17 protein-coding genes and 1 tRNA gene are annotated in these 19034 nt (G+C 71.5%); 2 read left to right on the forward strand and 16 right to left on the reverse strand.

Annotation, left to right across the window (positions count from 1 at the left end; genetic code table 11):
* Positions 1–85: 85 nt before the first annotated feature.
* The 15 genes from atpB to NI17_RS15095 form a co-directional block, all read right to left on the reverse strand.
* Positions 86–922, reverse strand: a complete 837-nt coding sequence (gene atpB, locus NI17_RS15025) for a F0F1 ATP synthase subunit A (protein WP_068692256.1) — start codon at positions 920–922, stop codon at positions 86–88.
* A gap of 126 nt (positions 923–1048) precedes the next feature.
* Positions 1049–1282, reverse strand: coding sequence for an AtpZ/AtpI family protein (locus tag NI17_RS15030; RefSeq protein ID WP_068692340.1), 234 nt, complete (start codon positions 1280–1282; stop codon positions 1049–1051).
* A gap of 84 nt (positions 1283–1366) precedes the next feature.
* Positions 1367–1810 carry a Cg1360 family ATP-synthase-associated protein gene (locus NI17_RS15035; protein WP_068692254.1) on the reverse strand — a complete coding sequence of 148 codons (444 nt, stop codon included), beginning with the start codon at positions 1808–1810 and terminating at the stop codon, positions 1367–1369.
* 229 nt (positions 1811–2039) lie between these two features.
* Positions 2040–3203, reverse strand: a complete 1164-nt coding sequence (locus NI17_RS15040; protein ID WP_068692252.1) for an MraY family glycosyltransferase — start codon at positions 3201–3203, stop codon at positions 2040–2042.
* Positions 3204–3348: 145 nt separating this feature from the next.
* A complete protein-coding gene (locus NI17_RS15045) occupies positions 3349–4131 on the reverse strand; it encodes an L-threonylcarbamoyladenylate synthase (protein ID WP_068692250.1) in 783 nt (260 codons plus the stop codon).
* A 50-nt stretch (positions 4132–4181) separates the two neighbouring features.
* Positions 4182–5039, reverse strand: coding sequence for a peptide chain release factor N(5)-glutamine methyltransferase (gene prmC, locus NI17_RS15050; protein ID WP_068692249.1), 858 nt, complete (start codon positions 5037–5039; stop codon positions 4182–4184).
* The gene (gene prfA, locus NI17_RS15055; protein WP_068692248.1) at positions 5036–6100 is read right to left on the reverse strand and encodes a peptide chain release factor 1; all 1065 of its coding nucleotides are present in this window, start codon (positions 6098–6100) and stop codon (positions 5036–5038) included. Before prfA ends, prmC begins: the two co-directional genes overlap by 4 nt.
* 93 nt (positions 6101–6193) lie before the next feature.
* Positions 6194–6403 (reverse strand): 50S ribosomal protein L31, encoded by a 210-nt coding sequence (gene rpmE, locus NI17_RS15060; RefSeq protein ID WP_068692247.1) that lies wholly within the window; start codon positions 6401–6403, stop codon positions 6194–6196.
* A 260-nt stretch (positions 6404–6663) separates the two neighbouring features.
* On the reverse strand, positions 6664–8583 hold the full coding sequence (gene rho, locus NI17_RS15065) for a transcription termination factor Rho (RefSeq protein ID WP_243597519.1): 1920 nt from the start codon (positions 8581–8583) through the stop codon (positions 6664–6666).
* Between the two features lie 439 nt (positions 8584–9022).
* Complete coding sequence (thrB, locus tag NI17_RS15070; RefSeq protein WP_084012671.1) at positions 9023–10009, reverse strand: homoserine kinase; 987 nt, start codon at positions 10007–10009, stop codon at positions 9023–9025.
* A 28-nt stretch (positions 10010–10037) separates the two neighbouring features.
* Positions 10038–11102 carry a threonine synthase gene (gene thrC, locus NI17_RS15075; protein ID WP_068692243.1) on the reverse strand — a complete coding sequence of 355 codons (1065 nt, stop codon included), beginning with the start codon at positions 11100–11102 and terminating at the stop codon, positions 10038–10040.
* Positions 11103–11319: 217 nt separating this feature from the next.
* Positions 11320–12615, reverse strand: a complete 1296-nt coding sequence (locus NI17_RS15080; protein WP_068692241.1) for a homoserine dehydrogenase — start codon at positions 12613–12615, stop codon at positions 11320–11322.
* Positions 12616–12695: 80 nt separating this feature from the next.
* Positions 12696–14081, reverse strand: coding sequence for a diaminopimelate decarboxylase (gene lysA, locus NI17_RS15085; RefSeq protein ID WP_068692240.1), 1386 nt, complete (start codon positions 14079–14081; stop codon positions 12696–12698).
* Positions 14082–14159: 78 nt separating this feature from the next.
* Positions 14160–15326 carry a DALR anticodon-binding domain-containing protein gene (locus NI17_RS15090; RefSeq protein ID WP_068692235.1) on the reverse strand — a complete coding sequence of 389 codons (1167 nt, stop codon included), beginning with the start codon at positions 15324–15326 and terminating at the stop codon, positions 14160–14162.
* Positions 15327–15328: 2 nt separating this feature from the next.
* The gene (locus NI17_RS15095; protein ID WP_068692233.1) at positions 15329–15703 is read right to left on the reverse strand and encodes a response regulator; all 375 of its coding nucleotides are present in this window, start codon (positions 15701–15703) and stop codon (positions 15329–15331) included.
* Positions 15704–15825: 122 nt separating this feature from the next.
* Between NI17_RS15095 and NI17_RS15100 the strand changes: the two genes are divergently transcribed.
* A tRNA-Arg gene (locus tag NI17_RS15100) sits at positions 15826–15897 on the forward strand.
* 433 nt (positions 15898–16330) lie between these two features.
* Here the strand turns inward: NI17_RS15100 and NI17_RS15105 are convergent.
* Entirely contained in the window at positions 16331–17824 is a 1494-nt protein-coding gene (locus NI17_RS15105) for a carboxylesterase/lipase family protein (protein ID WP_068692232.1), read from the reverse strand.
* Between the two features lie 426 nt (positions 17825–18250).
* Here NI17_RS15105 and NI17_RS15110 point away from each other — a divergent pair, with 426 nt between their 5' ends.
* The gene (locus NI17_RS15110) at positions 18251–19024 is read left to right on the forward strand and encodes a protein phosphatase 2C domain-containing protein (protein ID WP_068692231.1); all 774 of its coding nucleotides are present in this window, start codon (positions 18251–18253) and stop codon (positions 19022–19024) included.
* The last annotated feature ends 10 nt before the right edge of the window (positions 19025–19034 follow it).

A 19034-nucleotide genomic window follows, 5' to 3' on the forward strand; every position in this document is an offset into this window, starting at 1 on the left:
CCTTGAGGATCGTGACCACAGGGCCAGATGGGTTGTCGCGCCTTCCGGGCGGGAGGCACGGAGAACGGGGTCGGTTCTGCGCGGCCTAGTGCGCTTCCTGGGCCTGCCCGATGTACAGGGCGGCGAGCAGGGTGAACACGAAGGCCTGCAGGAACATGATCACCAGCTCGAAGGCGGTGAACACGATGAACGCCAGCAGGGCCGAGCCGGAGAACAGCACCGAGATGGTGCCGAAGAGCGGTCCCGCGCTGGGGTTGAACATGTACCAGCCGCCCGCGGCGAACGTGGCGAGCAGCAGGTGTCCGGCGAACATGGTCGCGAACAGACGGATGGCGTGCGTCGCGGGGCGGATGACGAAGTTCGAGAGCACCTCGATCGGCACCAGCAGCGGCAGGATCCAGACCGGCGCCCCGGAGGGGACGACCCCGCCGTGCGCGCGGATGCCCACCACGATGAAGGTGATGTAGACGATCAGCGCGAGGCCGACCGGGTAGGACAGGTTGCTGGGCACCGGCAGCTGCAGGAAGGGGATGATCCCCATGATGTTCATCGCGAAGATGAACAGGAACAGCGAGACCAGCAGCGGCAGGTACTTGTCGCCCTTCTTCCCCATCATCGGCCGCGAGATCTGCTCGCGGACGAAGAGGACGACGGTCTCGATGATGCTCTGCCCGCGGTTCGGGACGACCGACAGCCTGCGCGTCGTCCACCACAGGAACAGCGCCACCAGCGCGGTGGCCACCAGGAGCAGCACCGCGTACTTGGTGATGCCGCTGGTGTAGGGAAGCGCCTCGCTGTAGTCGCCCCAGGACCACGGGGACGGGAAGAAGATGTCGACGGAGGGGGCCTCGAAGCCGGGGCCTCCCGGCGTGAACAGACCACCACCGCCCTCGGCAGCGAGGTTGAGCGTGTCAGCACTCACGGCGAACCCTTCCGTCGTGAATCAAGAAGATCTGGTCAGTCTTGAGCGGACCGGCAACGGCGGTCAGCGTGGGCTCCCCCGGCCGTCCCGGCTCGCGCCGTCGGCGGGTGGAGTTGGAGGAGGCGGTTACCGGGACCGGGCGTGGAGCCTGGCGAAGACCATGTACAGCGCCAATCCCAGCCCGAGCAGGATGCCGATGGGCAGGAACAGCGCCTGGTGGTCCGTTAATCGGTCGAGCAGCCAACCCGCACCGCCCCACACGACCATTCCGGACACGAGCAGGGAGACGATGCCGACTCCGTCGACCGCGGTCTCGGCGGGTTCCTGGGAGGTCTCGTCCGGTTTCCGCGGCTCGCTCATCTCGTCGCTCCGGAACATAGCAGGTTGTCGCGATTGTCCGTACAGCGGGGGGCGGATACCGGACGTCGTGCCGCACCGCGCACATCACGTGTTCTCACGCCGGGTCTCCAGACCGGAGGCGGCGCTCGGCTCCGGATCGACGTGCGGGGTCTTGGAGGTCGCCAGCACGCGCACGTGGCCGCCCAGCCAGGAGACCACGCACAGCAGCGAGGTGACCGCGAACGCGGTCGTGTCCAGCCATGCGGGGTCGACGTTGCGGAGCACGAGCAGCGCGACCGCCAGGATCACCGCCTTGACGAAGAAGGCGCCCAGCGTGGCCGGCATGAACAGTTCCGGGTTGCGTTTGCTGACCTGGGCCACCACCCACCCGGAGACACCGAAGAAGGCAAGAACCAGCAGCAGTGCGGACAGCGCGCCGAGAGCACCGGCCGTGCCCGAGATCAGGAAGAAGACGGCGGTACTGCCGCCTCCGACCACCAGTGTGGGAATCGCGGCGCCGCGGAGAACCTTGGCGTCGTGTTCCTGCATGCGTGAACTCCGGTGTTGTGCTGTGAGGTGCTTGCTCGTGAAAGCTATCACAAGGTTTCGACACCGTTTCCCACGGGCAGCTTTACGTCCCCCTTATCGGTCCCGGGATCGCCGCCGTGGTCGTGCCTCCCTCCGGGTTGTCTGTTAGGTCACCCTGCTGCTTTTTCGAGCGTTAAGGCCTGGTTCACGGGTCTTTACCCGGCTCTGTCCGCTGATCAAGTGCGCTGAATCACTTTTCCCCGAACGCTCCGTGGCCGTCCGTGACGGCGGTGTCAGCCGTTCGCGCCCTCAGCCGCGCGCGGCGCCGCAGCCGCGGCAGCGTGATCAGACCGACCGCGCAGATCGCTACCAATGTGGTAACGCTCAGGACGATCATCGGCGCGTCGAAGATCGACAGTGACACCGCCGCGAACGAGATGATCGCCGCCCACAGGTACATCAGCAGCACCGCCCGCGCGTGGGAGTGGCCGAGTTCCAGCAGTCGGTGGTGCAGGTGCTTCTTGTCGGGCGCGAACGGCGACTTGCCCGCCAGCGTCCGCCGCGCCACCGCGAGCACCAGGTCGGCCAGCGGAAGGGCGAGCGCCAGCAGCGGAAGCAGGATCGGCAGGAAGGCGACCAGGCCGCTGGAGTCGAAGTGGGCGACCGCGTTGGCCTGGAACTCACCGGTCACGGTGATGGTGATGGAGGCCAGGAGCAGGCCGATCAGCATCGAACCGGTGTCCCCCATGAACACCCGCGCCGGGTTGAAGTTGTGGATGAGGAAGCCCGCGCAGACCCCGACCAGGATGATCGCGATCATGGCGGGGTAGGACTGCCGGTCGAATCCCTGGTCGACGGCGACCACGTAGTAGTAGGTGAAGAAGGCCGCCGCCGCGATCGCGACGATTCCCGACGCCAGGCCGTCCAGTCCGTCGGCGAAGTTGACCGCGTTGATGGTGACCACGATCAGCAGCACCGACAGCAGGGTGCCGAGTTCGGGGCCGAGGACGAGCGTGGTGCCCGGCAGCGGCAGCCACAGCAACTGCACGCCCTGCGACACCAGGATGCCCGCGGCGACGATCTGCCCGGCCAGCTTGGGGACGGGCGCCATGCCCCACCGGTCGTCGATGACCCCGATCACCACGATCAGGGCGCCCGCCACCAGCAGTCCCCGCCACCAGGTCTGGTCGAAGAACACCTCGCGCAGGTGCGGTAGCTGCGCCGAGATGAGCAGCGCCGCGGCGAACCCGCCGTACATGGCGATCCCGCCCATCCGGGGGATGGGCTCGGTGTGCACGTCCCGGTCGCGGACCGGGGGGACCGCGCCGAAGGCGATCGCGGCGTTGCGGACCAGCGGGGTCAGCAGGTGGGTGACCGCCACGGCGATGACAAAGGTGAGCGCGTACTCACGCACGGCGTTGCGGAGCCTTCCGTGGACCGGCCGCGCCGTCTCGGCGGCGCGGCGCGTGTTCTGGGCTGAGAGGTGACATCGACGCTAGCACTGCGCGGCGGCGCCGGAGACCGCGACTCGCGGCGCCCCTGCCGGCGTCGCCGTTCGGTCAGACCGCGCTCGACCCGTTCTGCCCGGAGGGGGCGGGTCCGTCCTCCTCCGTCTTCTCCTCCGCCGCCTCCCCGGCCTTCTCAACGGGTTCCGGGGCGCTCGACGCGACGGCTCCCACCCTGCGGCCGGGACGCTTGAGCTCGTTGACGACGGTGCCGCACACGGCCCGCAGCCGCTCGATGCCGATCGCTCCCGAGCGCAGGACGCGCGGCACGGCGTAGGTCAGGTCGATGATGGTCGACGGCGGCGTGTCGACGCAGGGACCGGCGTCGAGGTAGACGCCGACGCTGTCGCCCAACTGCTCCACGGCCTGCTCGACCGTGGTGGCGACCGGGTTCCCGGTGACGTGGGCCCCGCTGACCGCCATCGGTCCGACCTCCTTGAGCAGTTCCAGCGCCACCGGATGCATCGGCATGCGCACCGCGACGGTGCCCTTGGTGTCGCCCAGGTCCCAGGAGAGGCTGGGGGTGGCCGCGCACACGAGGGTGAGCGGGCCGGGCCAGAACTCCTCGATCAGGTCCTGGCCGTGCCTGCCGAGGTCGTCGACGAGCGCCTGGGCGGCACGGACCGTGCCGACCAGCACCGACGGCGGCGCCTCGCGTCCGCGGCCCCGGGCCCTGCGCAGAGCCGCCACCGCGCCGGGGCTGAAGGCGTCCGCACCGACCCCGTAGACGGTGTCGGTGGGCAGGACCACCAGTTCGCCGCGGCGCACGGTGGAGGCCGCGTCCGCGATCCCGGTCTTGTGTTGTTCCTCGTCCGCACAGTCGTACCTGCGGCTCACAACCTCACCTCGGTCTACTCAGGGGTCGTCGGGCGTGCCACGCGGCCCGCTCAGTCCACGGCGCGCCGGGCCACCACGAACCGGTCCCGGTGCGCGAGGTCCTTGCGGTTGAGCACGTCACGCCAGCCGAGCGATTCGGGAAAGAGCGGCGGAATGTCGATTCCCTGTCCGTCGCCGTGCTCGATGGCCATGAACCCGCCCGGGCGCAGCAGTCGGCGTCCGACCGACTCCAGCGCGCGGATCATGTCGAGGCCGTCGGGTCCCGCCCACAGCGCGGGAGCGGGATCGTGGTCGCGGACCTCCGGCGGGATGTCGTCGGCGCCGTCGAGGGGCACGTAGGGGGGGTTGGTGATGACCAGGTCCACCTGGCCGTCGTAGTCGGGCAGGCAGGTTCTCATGTCGGCGTGGTGGGCGGTGATCCGTCCGGCCAGGCCGCTGTCCGCGATGTTGCGCCGCGCCCACGACAGCGCGGTCTCGTCCAGTTCGACGGCGTGGACGCGGGAGCGGGGCACCTCCTGGGCCACGGAGATGGCGATGGCGCCCGATCCGGTTCCCAGGTCCACCACCAGGGGGTCGGCGACGTCCATGGCGCGCAGGACGTCGATCGCCCAGGACACCATCATCTCGGTCTCGGGGCGCGGGACGAAGACGCCCGGCCCCACCCGCAGTTCCAGGTAACGGAAGTAGGCGCGGCCGGTGATGTGCTGCAGCGGCTCGCGTGCCGCGCGGCGGGCGACGCACTCCCAGTAGCGGGCGTCGAAGTCGCTGTCGGCGACGGTGTGCAGTTCCCCTCGACGGACGCCGTGCACGAACGCCGCGAGTTCTTCGGCGTCGGTGCGGGGCGAGGCGACTCCGGCCTCGGCGAGCCGGAGTGTGGCCCGTGCGACCTCGTCGAGCAGGAGGTTCACTGCTGGGCGGCCTCCAGCCGCTCCTTGGTGTCGGCGTCCATGAGGGCCTGGATCACCCCGCTCAGGTCTCCGTCGAGCACCTGGTCGAGGTTGTAGGCCTTGTAGCCGACCCGGTGGTCGGAGATGCGGTTCTCGGGGAAGTTGTAGGTGCGCACCCGTTCGGAGCGGTCCACGGTGCGGACCTGGCTCTTGCGTTCGGCCTGGGCCTCGGCGTCGGCCGCGGCCTGCGCCTCGGCCAGCAGGCGGGCCCGCAGCACGCGCAGGGCCTGCTCCCTGTTCTGCAACTGGCTCTTCTCGTTCTGGCAGGAGACCACGATGCCGGTCGGCAGGTGGGTGATGCGCACCGCCGAGTCGGTGGTGTTGACGCTCTGGCCGCCGGGCCCCGAGGAGCGGTAGACGTCGATGCGCAGCTCGTTCTCGTTGATCTCCACCTCGATCTCCTCGGCCTCGGGCGCCACCAGCACGCCGACGGCCGAGGTGTGGATGCGCCCCTGGGACTCGGTGACCGGGACGCGCTGCACGCGGTGCACCCCGCCCTCGAACTTCAACCGCTGCCACACGCCCTGGCCGGGCTCGGCGCCCCTGCTCTTGACCGCGACGGTGATGTCCTTGTAGCCGCCCAGGTCGGAGTGGGTGGCGCTGATGACCTCGGTCTTCCAGCCCTGGCGTTCGGAGTAGCGCAGGTACATGCGCACCAGGTCGCTGGCGAACAGCGCGGACTCCTCACCGCCCTCCCCGGCCTTGACCTCCAGGATGACGTCCTTGTCGTCGTTGGGGTCGCGCGGGACGAGCAGGGTGCGCAGTCGCTCGACCAGTTCCTCGCGTTGGGCGGTGAGCTGCTTGGCCTCGTCGGCGAAGGCCGGGTCCTCGGCCGCCAACTCCTGGGCGGCCTCGATGTCGCTCTCGACCTGGGTCAGTTCGCGGTAGGCGGCGATGATGGGGGTGAGCTGGGAATAGCGTTTGGCCAGGTTGCGCGCCTGCGCCTGGTCGGCGTGCACGGCTGGGTCGGCGAGCTGCTGCTCCAGCTCGTAGTACTCGCCGAGAAGGTCGTCCAGCTTCACTTCTTCTTACATCTCCACACGGCGTCGGATCGGACGGGAGCGGTGGTGCCGGTGGCGCGCCCCGTGGTTGCGGGCGCGCCACCGCCGACGCGTCTACCTGCGCTTGCCGAAGCGCTTCTCGAAGCGGGCGACCCGGCCGCCGGTGTCCAGAATCTTCTGCTTGCCCGTGTAGAACGGGTGGCAGGAGGAGCAGATCTCGGCCCGGATGGTGCCGCTGGGGGCGGTGCTCCGAGTGACGAAGGTGTTTCCGCAGGTGCAGGTCACCTGCGTGACGTGGTATTCGGGGTGGATGCCGGGTTTCATGTGTTCTCCTCGCTAGTGGCGGTCGCCGGACGCACGCGGCGTTCGCCTCGGAAGTGGGGCGGGCGTGCGCGAACCGGTACCGCGGCGGTCGCTGTACCAAGTCTGCCAGACCGTGGAACCGCAATCGTCCAGCGCGTATTCCTGGGCGGACGGTGCGTCGCCGACGGCGCGCGGGGTGAGAGAGCGCGGCGACCCCCGCGTCGCGCGATGGGTCGCCGGGCTGCCGCTCCGCCGGTGCGGGCGCCGCACCGGCGGAGACGTCAGTCGTTGGGTCCGACCGCGGTCTTCTGGACCTGCAGCAGGAACTCGGCGTTGCTCTTGGTCTTCTTCAGCTTGTCCAGGACGAGCTCCAACGCCTGCTGGGTCTCCAGGGCGTGCAGCACCCGACGGAGCTTCCAGATGATGTTGAGCTCCTCGGCCGACATCAGGATCTCCTCCTTGCGGGTGCTGGACGCCTCGACGTCCACCGCGGGGAAGATGCGCTTGTCGGCGAGGCCCCGGCTGAGCTTGAGCTCCATGTTGCCGGTGCCCTTGAACTCCTCGAAGATGACCTCGTCCATCCGCGAGCCGGTCTCGACCAGCGCGGTGGCCAGGATCGTCAGCGAGCCGCCGTTCTCGATGTTGCGGGCCGCGCCGAAGAACCGCTTCGGCGGGTACAGCGCCGTGGAGTCGACACCACCGGACAGGATGCGCCCGCTCGCCGGTGCGGAGAGGTTGTAGGCGCGTCCCAGACGGGTGATGGAGTCGAGCAGCACCACGACGTCGAGCCCCATCTCGACCAGTCGCTTGGCCCGTTCGATGGCGAGTTCGGCGACGGTCGTGTGGTCCTCGGCGGGACGGTCGAAGGTCGAGTGGATGACCTCGCCCTTGACCGTGCGCTGCATGTCGGTGACCTCTTCGGGCCGCTCGTCGACGAGGACGACCATGAGGTGGCACTCGGGGTTGTTCTGGGTGATCGCGTTGGCGATCGCCTGCAGCACCATCGTCTTACCGGCCTTGGGCGGGGAGACGATGAGGCCGCGCTGCCCCTTGCCGATGGGCGAGATGAGGTCGATGATGCGCGTGGTCAGGATGTTCGGCTCGCTCTCCAGGCGCAGCCGCTCCTGCGGGTACAGCGGCACCAGCTTGGAGAACTCGGGCCGGTTGCGCGCCCGCTCGGGCGGCATCCCGTTGACGCTGTCCAGACGGACCAGCGCGTTGAACTTCTCGCGCCGCTCGCCCTCGCGCGGCTGGCGCACCGCGCCGGTGATGGCGTCGCCCTTGCGCAGGCCGTGCTTGCGGACCTGGGCGAGTGAGACGTACACGTCGTTGGAGCCCGGCAGGTAGCCGGTGGTCCGCACGAACGCGTAGTTGTCGAGGATGTCGAGGATGCCCGCGACCGGCAGCAGGACGTCGTCCTCGTTGATCACCGGCTCCTGGTCCTGACGGTCGCGGTTGCGGCGGTCACGGCGGTCGCGTCGGCGGCCCCGGCGGCGTCCGCCGCCCCCGCCGCCGTACTCGTCGTCCTCGCCGCCGTCGCCCTTGTGGTTGTTCTGCTGCTGGGGCTGCTGGTCCCCGCCGCCGTCCCGGTTGCGGTTGCGGCGGCGCTGGCGCCCCCCGCCCTGGCCGTTCTGGCCGTTCTGGGCGGGCTGTGTGGTCGTGCCCTGCTCGGTGTCGGCGGGCGACGCCGGGGGCGCGCTCCTGGCGGCCTCGGCGGTGTCGCCGCCCTCCGTCGCCTGCGGCTCCGCGGAGTCGTCGCCCCGTCTGCGGGAGCGGCGGCTGCGGGTGGCACGTTCGGGACGTTCGGCTTGTTCGGTCTTGTCCCCCGCGTTCGCAGCGGACTCGGCTGCCGCCGGAGCCTCGGTCTCGGCGCTCCCCTTCGGCGCTTTGGCGCCCGTGTCGGCGCTCTTCGCCGTCTTGGTCTTGGGGGCGCTGACCGGCCCGCCCTGCTTGGCTTCGATCGCTGCGATGATGTCGCTCTTGCGCATCCGGCCGGTGCCCGTGATTCCGAGGTCGGACGCCAGACGCTGCAGCTCCGTGAGCCTCAGCGCGGCCAGCCCGGTACCTCCGGAGCGGCTACGGGACCGCGTTGACGCGCTCTTGCCGGCGGGGGGCGCGGCGTCGCCGACGTCCACTTTGGACGCGGTCGTGTTCTGCGTACCGACCGCCGCGTCCTGGTGGAGTTCGGTGGTGTCGCTCACTAAGGGTCCTTCCCAAGGAGCGGGCTGGTGCCGTCATGATGAACTGATCGGCCAGCCCGGTGGTGCGAACCGGCTGGGGCCGGGTCGGGCGTGCCCAACGTGGATGCCGGAACCGCTGCTGAACAACGAGTTTTTCACCCGATCGCGGCAGGCTCTGGACACAGCCAGACACTGGGACGATGGGCTGGATGATGCTGCCCTCGGGCCATCCTGTCGTTCCTGCGCCAGGAAGCCGGGACTTCAGTGGGTTGGGCAGAGCCACGGACACGCCGCGGATTCGACACAGTGGCAACCGTGCGAAGCGCTCGCGGAACAGAGACCACTCGCGCGCAAGACGCGGAAAACACTGCGGCGGATGAGCACAGGCCCCGTGGTGGGGCATCTGGTGCTTCACCTAGCCTAACATCACCGGAGCCCACAGCTATTCCTCGACACAAGTCTATGAACGGGGAGAAGTGGCACGCACCCCTACCAGATTGATTGCTAAGGGGCGTATGTGCCATTCAGTACCCGCTCGTCGCCGGATTGAATCAACCATCACGGTCTCGATTTGCGAGGGATCGCCGTGGCGGCCGCCCTCGGCGCCGGGAAGCCCCTCCCCCGCGTCGTGCCCCAGCACCAGCACGGTCGGTCCCGCTCCGGAGATCACCGCGGCCAGGCCGTCGCCGCGCAGGGACTCCACGAGCGCGGCGCTGGCGGGCATGGCCTCGGAGCGGTACGACTGGTGCAGCCGGTCCTCGGTCGCCTCGAACAGCAGCTCGGGGTGCTCGTGGACGGCCGCGACCAGCAGCGCGGCGCGCCCCGCCGAGAACGCGGCGTCGGCGTGCGGCACGGTCCCGGGGAGCAGCCCCCGCGCCCGTTCGGTGGACAGGCTCTGGTGCGGCACGCACACGACCGGCCGCACCCGCGGCGAGGGAGGCGTCGTCAGCGCCCGCCACGCCTTGGCACCGCGCCAGGCGATGGTGAACCCGCCGTAGACGCACGGGGCCACGTTGTCGGGGTGTCCCTCGATGTCGGCCGCGGTCTGGAAGATCCAGTCCCGGTCGAGACGGCCGGTTCCGTCGCCGCCGTGCCCGGCCAGGACCGCCGCCGCCGTCACGCCCGCGACGATCGCCGACGCCGAGGAGCCGAGCCCGCGGCCGTGCGGGATCGCGTTGCGGCAGCGCAGGTCGACTCCCGGCATGGTCTGGCCGACGGCCTCGAACGCGGCGCGCATGGCGCGTACCACCAGGTGCGAGTCGTCGAGCGGCAGGGAGTCGGCGCCCTGCCCCTCGACCGCCACCGTGACGCCGCGGTCGTCGCGGACACGGACCTCGATCTCGTCGGCCAGCTCCAGGGCGAGTCCCAGGGCGTCGAACCCGGGGCCGAGGTTCGCGCTGGTGGCGGGGGTGCGCACGGTCACCGCGGCGGGATGCGGCTGAGGCATTCAGTGACTCCGAACGGGGGGGGAGGGATCAGGTCAGGCCGAGCGCGGCTGCCGCGGCCCGGGCGTCGACGGGGACCGTGACGGCCGAGGAGGCTCCGGCCAGCGCCCAGTCCGGGTCCTTGAGTCCGTTTCCGGTGACCGTGCAGACGACGCGGCTGCCCCGCTCGATCTGCCCGGCCTCGACCGACTGGAGCAGGCCCGCGACGCTGGCCGCGGAGGCGAGTTCGACGAAGACCCCCTCCTCGCCCGCGAGCATCCGGTAGGCGGCGAGGATCTGCCGGTCGGTGACCGAGTCGATCCTGCCGTCGGAGTCGTCGCGGGCCTTCTCCGCGAACCGCCAGGAGGCCGGGTTGCCGATCCGGATGGCGGTGGCGATGGTGCGCGGCTGGGCGACCGGGGCGCCGTTGACGATCGGCGCCGCGCCGCTGGCCTGGAACCCGAACATGCGCGGCAGCCGGGTGGCGGAGCCGTCGGAGTGGTACTCCTGGTAGCCCATCCAGTAGGCGGTGATGTTGCCCGCGTTGCCCACCGGCAGGCAGTGGACGTCGGGGGCGTCGCCCAGCGCGTCCACGATCTCGAACGACGCGGTCTTCTGCCCCTGGAGCCGGAACGGGTTGACCGAGTTGACCAGCGCCACCGGGTAGTCGATGGAGAGCTTGCGGGCCAGTTCCAGGCAGTCGTCGAAGTTGCCGTCGACCTGGAGGAGCCGGGCGCCGTGGACGAGCGCCTGGGCGAGCTTGCCCATGGCGATCTTGCCCTGGGGGACCAGGACCGCGCAGGTCATTCCGGCGCGCACCGCGTAGGCGGCGGCGCTGGCGCTGGTGTTGCCGGTCGAGGCGCAGATGACCGCCTTGGCCCCGTCCTCGGCCGCCTTGGAGATGGCCATGGTCATCCCGCGGTCCTTGAAGGAGCCCGTGGGGTTGAGGCCCTCGACCTTGAGGTAGACCTCGCATCCGGTCAGCTCCGAGACCCGCGTGGCGGGTACCAGCGGCGTGCCGCCCTCAAGCAGGGTGACGACCGGGGTGTTCGCCGTGACGGGAAGGCGATCGCGATATTCCTCGACGATTCCTCGCCACGCCCGTGCCATGCTCATGACAGGGCCCTTTCGAGTGGTGTGACAGAGTGGACGGCCGGACGCCGCCGACGCCTCCGGCCGGGGTGAACGCCCGTCGGGCGGTCACGCACGATCTCGTGGTCCGCCCCCGATTTTAGGGCCCCCCGCCCCGTGGCGCGTATCGGGAGCCGGGCGTCCTCGCTGCTCGCACCGGCGGCGGCCGTCGTCCGCGGGCGGGGGCGTCGCTGTCGGCCGCTCATCGCGTGTCGCTGAAGGTCTCGACCCGCATGACGCTGGCCACCGCGCGGACCTCGCCGTGGCCGCGCAACTGCTCCACGGTCCGGGCGAGCGCGGCGTCGGGCGCGGGGTGGCTGACGAGGACGAGCTGGGCGTCGTCGCCGAAGCCCTCCTGGCGGACGTTCTTGATGGACACCCCGTTGGCGGCGAACACCTCGGCGACGTTGGCGAGCACGCCGGGCCGGTCGGCGACGTCGAGCGAGACGTGGTAGCTGGTGACGGTCTCGCCCATGGGGTGCACGGGCAGTCCGGCGTCGGCCTGCCCGTCGGCCACGAAGGTGCGCGCCAGCCGGTTGCGGGCCACCGCGACCAGGTCGCCCAGGACCGCGCTGGCGGTGGGGACACCCCCGGCGCCCGCTCCGTAGAACATCAGCCGTCCGGCGGACTCGGCCTCGACGAACACCGCGTTGTAGGCCCCCTTGACGCTGGCCAGCGGGTGCTCGCGCGGCAGCATCACCGGGTGCGCCCGCACCCCGACGGAGGAGCCGTCGGCGGAGCGCTGACAGATCGCCAGCAGTTTGACCACGCAGCCCATCGCCCTGGCGCTGGCGATGTCGGCGGCGGAGACCTCGGTGATGCCCTCGCGGTGCACGTCGGCGGCGGTCACGGAGGTGTGGAAGGCCAGGCGGGCCAGGATCGCGGCCTTGGCGGCGGCGTCGAAGCCCTCCACGTCGGCGGTCGGGTCGGCCTCGGCGTATCCCAGCGCCTGGGCCTCCTCCAGGGACTCGGTGAATCCGGCTCCGAGGGAGTCCATCCGGTCCAGGATGTAGTTGGTGGTGCCGTTGACGATGCCCAGCACCCGGTGGACGCGGTCCCCGGCGAGGGAGTCGCGCAGCGGGCGCAGCAGCGGGATCGCGCCGGCCACGCTGGCCTCGTAGTAGACGTCGACCTCGGCCGCGCGCGCGGCGGCGTGGATGGTCGCGCCGTCCTCGGCGAGCAGCGCCTTGTTGGCGGTCACCACGGACTTGCCCGTCTTGATCGCGGCGAGGATGAGCGACCGGGCGGGTTCGATGCCGCCGATGACCTCGACCACCAGGTCGATGTCGTCCCTGGTCACCAGGCCTATGGCGTCGGTGGTGAGCAGTTCGGGGGCCACGCCCGTGTCGCGCACGCGGTCCGGGCGGCGCACCGCGATGCCTCCGATCTCCAGAGGCGTCCCGATGCGGTCCGCGAGTTCGCGCGACTGCTCGTCGAGCAGCCGGACCACTTCAGAACCCACAACGCCGCAACCCAGCAGCGCCACCTTCAGTGCCATGAGGGGGTGACTCCCGTTTCTTCGTCCGTTGTCCGTGTCCGGACCCGTCCGCGCAGCGACCGGTCCGTTGGCGGCCGGGTTCAGCCTACGTCCAGCCGCAGCAGGTCCTCCTCGGTCTCCCGCCGCACCAGCGTGCGCGAGGCGCCTTCGCGGACCGCGACCACCGCGGGGCGCGGCAGGTGGTTGTAGTTGCTGGCCATGGAGTGGCAGTAGGCGCCGGTCGCGGCGACCGCCACCAGGTCGCCGGGGCGCAGGTCGGAGGGCAGGTACAGGTCGCGCACCACGATGTCGCCGCTCTCGCAGTGCTTGCCGACCAGGCGGGACAGCATGGGTTCGGCGTCGCTGTGGCGGGAGGCCAGCACGCAGGTGTACTCCGCACCGTACAGCGCGGTGCGGATGTTGTCGCTCATGCCGCCGTCGACGCTGACGTAGGTGCGGATGCCCTCCACGTCCTTGACGGTGCCGACCTCGTACAGGGTGACGCCCGCCGGCCCGGCGACGGCGCGGCCCGGTTCCACGGCGATGCGCGGCATCGGCAGGTTCTGGGCGGCGCACTCGTGGGCGACGATCGACGTCAGGCTCTCGGCGATGGTCTTGGGCTCCAGCGGGTCGTCCTCGGCCAGGTAGGCGATGCCCAGTCCGCCGCCGAGGTCCAGTTCCGGCAGGAAGACGCCGTGCTCGGCGTGGATCTTGGTGAGGAAGGTGCTGAGGCGGCGCGCGGCGACCTCGAAGCCCGCGGTGTCGAAGATCTGCGATCCGATGTGGGAGTGCAGGCCGACCAGACGGACGTGCTCGGAGGCGAGCAGGCGCCGCACCGCCTCGGAGGCGGCCCCGTTGCTCATGGCCAGCCCGAACTTCTGGTCGTCGTGCGCGGTGGCGACGAACTCGTGGGTGTGCGCCTCCACGCCCGTGGTGACCCGGACCAGGACCTCGGGGACGCGGCCCCGTTCGGCGGCCACCCGCTCCAGGCGGTCGATCTCGTCGAAGGAGTCGACGATGATCCGTCCCACGCCCGCCTCGACGGCGCGGGCCAGTTCGGCCTCGGACTTGTTGTTGCCGTGCATGCCGATCCGCTCGGGAGGGAAGTCCGCGGCCAGGGCGACGGCGAGTTCGCCGCCGCTGCACACGTCGAGCTTGAGCCCCTCCTCGGCCACCCAGCGGGCCACGGCCTTGGTGAGCAGGGCCTTGCCCGCGTAGTAGACGTCGGCGTCGTTGAAGGCGAGCCGGTAGTCGCGGGCGCGGGCGCGGAAGTCCGCCTCGTCGATGACGTAGAGGGGGGTGCCGTGTTCGCGGGCGAGTTCGGTGACTCCGACGCCGCCGATGGTGATCTCGCCGCCGACCCGTGTGGCGGTGCGCGGCCACACGCGGGGGTTGAGGTCGAGCAGGTTCGCCGGCGGGTTGGGCGGGTGCTCCTCGGGCAGCACGTCCGCGTGGCGCGGTCCGGCGGGGTGGGCGTAGCGGCTCATGGGCGGAACTCTCGGCTGGGTGGTGACAGGGCAGGGTCGACGCGCCGGCCTGGGCCGGGCGCTGCGCGATCGTGGCGTCTACAGCCTTGTGGGCGCGGACACTCCGACGAGGGCGAGTCCCGCGTGCAGCACACCGGCGACGGCGGCGCAGGCGTCGAGTCGGGCCGCCGTGGTCTCGGCGCGGGGGCCGTGGGTGTCGGCGGCGCGTCCCGAGAGGACGTCGTGGGACTCCCACCAATCATGGTAGGCAGCGGCGAGGCCCTCCAGGTAACGCACCAGGATATGGGGCTGGTTACGTCGCGTGGCGGCCTGGAGCGCGGCGGGGGCGTCGAAGAGTGCTCCCAGCAGTCTCTCGGCGGCCGGGTCGGTGAGGGCGGCCGTCTCCGCCTCGGTGAGGGTCCGGTGCGCGGGGGCGCGGGTCCGGCCGAGCGCCGCCGCCCACCGTTCGCAGGCGGTGCGGGCGTGGGCGTGGGCGTAGCGGACGGCGAAGGCGGGGTTGGCGTGGGTGGCGCGCGCCCAGGCGCCGGGGTGTTCCGGCGTGGGCAGGGCGGGCAGGTCCGGTCCGGTGGTCTCGCCGGGCCTCACCTGGTCGGCGGCGCTGCGGCAGAAGGCGACGCGGGCTCCGGCGGTGCCGGTCAGGGCGAGCAGTCGGGCGGTCTCGCCCACGGAGGCGTCCTGCGGCACGTCGCGCCAGCCGGTCTCGGTCGGTTCGGCGAGTGCCGCGGCGACGTCGGCGGCCGTGGCGGTGCCGACGGCCAGCGCGAGGCGGCGGCGCGCGTCGGCGCGGGCCCAGGCGCGGGCCCCGGCCGGGTCGGGGGCGCGTTCCAGCGAGGACAGCGCCCATCCGGGCGGGAGGTCGGCGCGTCCGCTCCTCCGGTGCCGCGGGGGCAGGCCCAGCAGGTGGCCGCCGGGGTCGCCGGCCACGGCCGGGGCGAGCGCGGCGCGCGCGGCCGGGCGGAGTGCGACGGTGACGAATCCGGGGCCGTCGACGCGGGCGTCGACGACCTGCGGGCAGTGCCGCAGGCGCGCGGCGACGTCGGCGGCGAGGTCGCGGGCGTCGCGCCCGGTCGGTCCGGCCAGGCGCAGCGGCAGGGCGGAGGTGTACTCCCCCGGTGTGTTCGCCGAGCGCCGGGTGGGCGCGTCGGGCAGTTCCCCCGACGGGATTCCGGTCGCGGCCGCGCAGGCCCGGCGGAGGAGGCCGTCGAGTTCCCGGGGGGCGGCCGCGGCCGGTGCGGGTGCGGCCACGGTCAGACGGGGTCGGCGGAGGCCAGGCCGCGGACGACGTCGATGAGCTCGGCCGGGTCGAAGGGCTTGGTGACAAACGCGTCCACCCCGATGCTGCTGCCCCGACGCCGGTCCGACTCCTGGGCGCGGGCTGTGATGAGCACCACCTTCATCTCCCGCGTCGCGGCGTCCCCCTTGAGCCGTTCGGCGGTGATCCAGCCGTCCAGTCGGGGCATCATGACGTCCAGGGTGATCACGTGGGGCGCCACCTGCCGCACGCGGTCCAGGCAGTCCTGCCCGTCCACGGCGGTGTGCACCTCGAATCCCTCCAATCTCAGGTTCAGGGCGATGAGCTGTCTGATCACCTCATCGTCGTCAACCACCAGCACGCGTCCCATCTCTTGTGTCACGGGCGCGACACTAGCGCCCCGCCCCCGTTTCCCGCGGGGAGATCGGCAAGCCCGATGATTAAGATCGCGCAACCCACTCACCGGCCCTGCTACAGTTGGGAACGCAGCGCGCCCCCTTAGCTCAGGGGATAGAGCAACGGCCTCCGGAGCCGTGTGCGCAGGTTCGAATCCTGCAGGGGGCACCCGATCGAACAACGAGAACCCCGGTGACCAGTGGTCCCGGGGTTTTGTTGTGCGCGCGGTCCGCCACGGGGCGGCGGGGTGGGCAGGCGCGAAGCACCCCGGCCGCCCGCGCCTCCGCCTACGGGGCGATCGGAGGAGCATCCGGCACCACGGGGCCGGGAAGCCCGTGGTGCACGGCACCTCCCCAGTACAGGCAGGTGGAGGCGCGGGCGGGTCGGCGCCCGGGGCTTCTCCCCGCTCCTGCGCCAGCCCACCCCCCCTCCGGCGGGCCTCTCCTGCAACGCGTCTCGCCCACCCCCACGGGGCTGAGGTCTCACACCTCCCGGGTCGAGGCCATCCGAAACCCCCTCCCCCTCGGCTTCCCGGCACGGCCCCACGGCGGTCCCGGCCGGGGTCGACCGGGAGTCCTCTTCCCGGTCTTCCGGCTCCGGGTCACAGCGGTACGCCGTCCCACAGGGCGCGGGTCTTCTCCCCCGGCTGCTCCACGACCGCCGACTCGGGGTGGTCGAAGCGCATGGTCGGGCGGGTCCGCGGGTTCCACTCGGGCCAGCCGGGGTCTCCGGTGGTGGCGAAGCGCACCCAGGCGGCGTGCACGGTCTCGGCCAGCTCCCCCGGCGGGTCCTGCCCGACCAGCGGGGCTGCGCGGTCCAGGGTGGCGAAGACGAAGGGGATCTCCACGGCGTGGCAGGCGCCCAGGCCTCCGTCGAGTTGCGGGGTGCGCCAGGCGAACTCGTAGCCGAAGGTGCGGCCGGACGCGCCGACGCGGGACTCGGCGACGCGGTGGGCGGGGATGCGGAACACCTGGTCGGTGATGACCGCGGCGAGGACGTCACCGGGCTCCTCGCCGCGCCCCTCGGCGGTGTAGGCCTCGGCGGCCGCGGCGTCCATCCCCGACTTGACCAGGTGCGCGGCCAGGTAGTCCCCGGTGACGAACGGCAGCACCCCGGTGGGGACCAGGAACAGCCGGTACTCGTCGGCGGTGGTGCCGAACAGCAGGTCGACGTCGCCTCCCGCGCCCGCCGCGATGGCCTCGGCGGGACGCTGCGCCAGCAGGCCGCCGTCGACGACCGGGGCGAAGGGCAGCAGCACGCTGCCGCCCGCGATCCGCTCGCCCCACACCGCCGGGTCGGGGCTGCCCTGGAGTTCCTGGGTGATCTGCCGCTGCGCCTCGATCAGCCGTTCCGTGGGCACCTCGCCCAGCGCCGCCGCGGTCGGTTCGACGCCCAGCCGTTCGGCGAGCACCCGGGTGATGGTGGCGGCGTCGTCCGCGGCCACGGCCACGTTGCCCGCCCCCGACTGGGCGACGGCGCGGCGGAACAGCCCTCGGGCGCGGGGCGTCGCCATCAGGGTGCACACGCTCATGGCGCCCGCGGACTCCCCGAAGACGGTGACGTTGCCGGGGTCGCCGCCGAAGCGGGCGATGTTGTCGCGCACCCACTCCAGTGCGGCGATCTGGTCGAGCAGGCCCCGGTTGGCCGGGGCGTCGGGCAGGCTGCCGAAGCCGATGACCCCGAGCCGGTAGTTGAAGCTGACCATGACCACGCCGTCCCGGGCGAAGGCCGCACCGTCGTAGACCGGTTCGGAACCGGAGCCGTTGGTGAACGCGCCCCCGTGGATCCACACCATCACCGGGAGCGCGACCGCGTTCGGGTCGGGGGTCCAGACGTTGAGGTTGAGGCAGTCCTCCCCCGGGATGAACCGCTCGACGAGCAGGCGGTCGATGGCTTCGGGGTAGGGCGGGCGGGGCGCGGTGGGACCGAATTCGAGGGCGTCGCGCACCCCGCTCCACGGCTCGGGCGGCCGGGGCGCCGCGAAACGGTCCGGACCGGCCGGGGGCGCGGCGTAGGGAATTCCGCGAAAAACCGCGACCCCGTTCTCCCTGCGCCCCCTGACCTCACCGTTTTCTGTTCCAACCACGATCTCCACTGATTTGCCCCTCTCTTTACCGACCAGTCGGTCTTTTCCTAATGAGGGGAGGCATGTGGTGTCAAGGGGCATCGGTGAGATTCCGCTCCCGCGCAAGCCTTTCTCCCGTTCAGAAGCACATGACAGGCTACTGTCGGCGAAATTCCCCCACAGCCTGGAAACCGCCGCCAACTGGTCGAATGCCACCGTCTGACGTCGACCGGTCGAGCAGCGCACCACGTCCGCGCGGCGACAGCGTCGCGCACATCGCACACATCTGTCCGGCAGACGCGTCGCCGCACTTCACCGTAGCCGTCGCGGCGCTTCCGTCCCGCGGGCCGCCGCCTCCGTCGACTCCGGCCCCCGGAAAGCTCATTCCCAACGTAACCGGCGTAAGCGGGCGCCGATCCGCGGTGCCCCTGCCACGGACTGTGAAACGAGGGGCTCATGCGCATCAGGCAGGCAAGCCGTCGCGGTGTCGGAGCGAGCAACGAGGACCGGCTCGGCGCCGGAGCGGACTGGGCGTTCGTCCTGGACGGGGCCACCGCTCCGTCCGGTGTGGCCAGCGGCTGCGTCCACGACGTGAGCTGGCTGGTGGACCGGCTGGCCGAGGCTCTGCGCGTCACCCTGGGCACGCCGATGCCGCTGCCCGACGCGCTCGCCGTCGCGATCGAGCGGGTCCGCTACGCGCACGGCGGGATCTGCGACCTGGACAATCCCGACAGCCCGTCGGCGACGGTGGCGCTGGCCCGGCGCTGCGCGGGCGGCTTCGACTACCTGGTCCTGGCCGACACCGCGGTGGTGTTCACCCAGGAGGACGGGACCGTGCGTGCGGTCAGCGACGACCGGGTGGACCGACTGCCGGGCGGACGCCCCTACAGCAGACAACTGGTGCGGGAGTCGCGCAACGCCCCCGGGGGGTTCTGGGTGGCCAGCACGGCTCCCGAGGCCGCCTACGAGGCACTGGTGGGGACCGTGCGGACCAGCGAGTTCGCGTTGATGTCGGACGGCTGCACCCGTCTGGTGGACTACTACGGGCACAGTTGGGAGAAGGTCTGGAACCACCTGCGCGTGCACGGACCGCACTCGCTGGTCGACTGGGTCCGCGCCGAGGAGGAGCGCAACGGCGTCACGCTGGGCAAGCTGCACGACGACGCCACGGTGCTGCACGCGATGTTCGCCCCCGACCAGACCAGGAGGCTGGCCAGGACCGCCCACTGACCGGGCGCCG

Origin of the sequence: Thermobifida halotolerans (assembly GCF_003574835.2) — a bacterium.
Taxonomy (GTDB): domain Bacteria; phylum Actinomycetota; class Actinomycetes; order Streptosporangiales; family Streptosporangiaceae; genus Thermobifida; species Thermobifida halotolerans.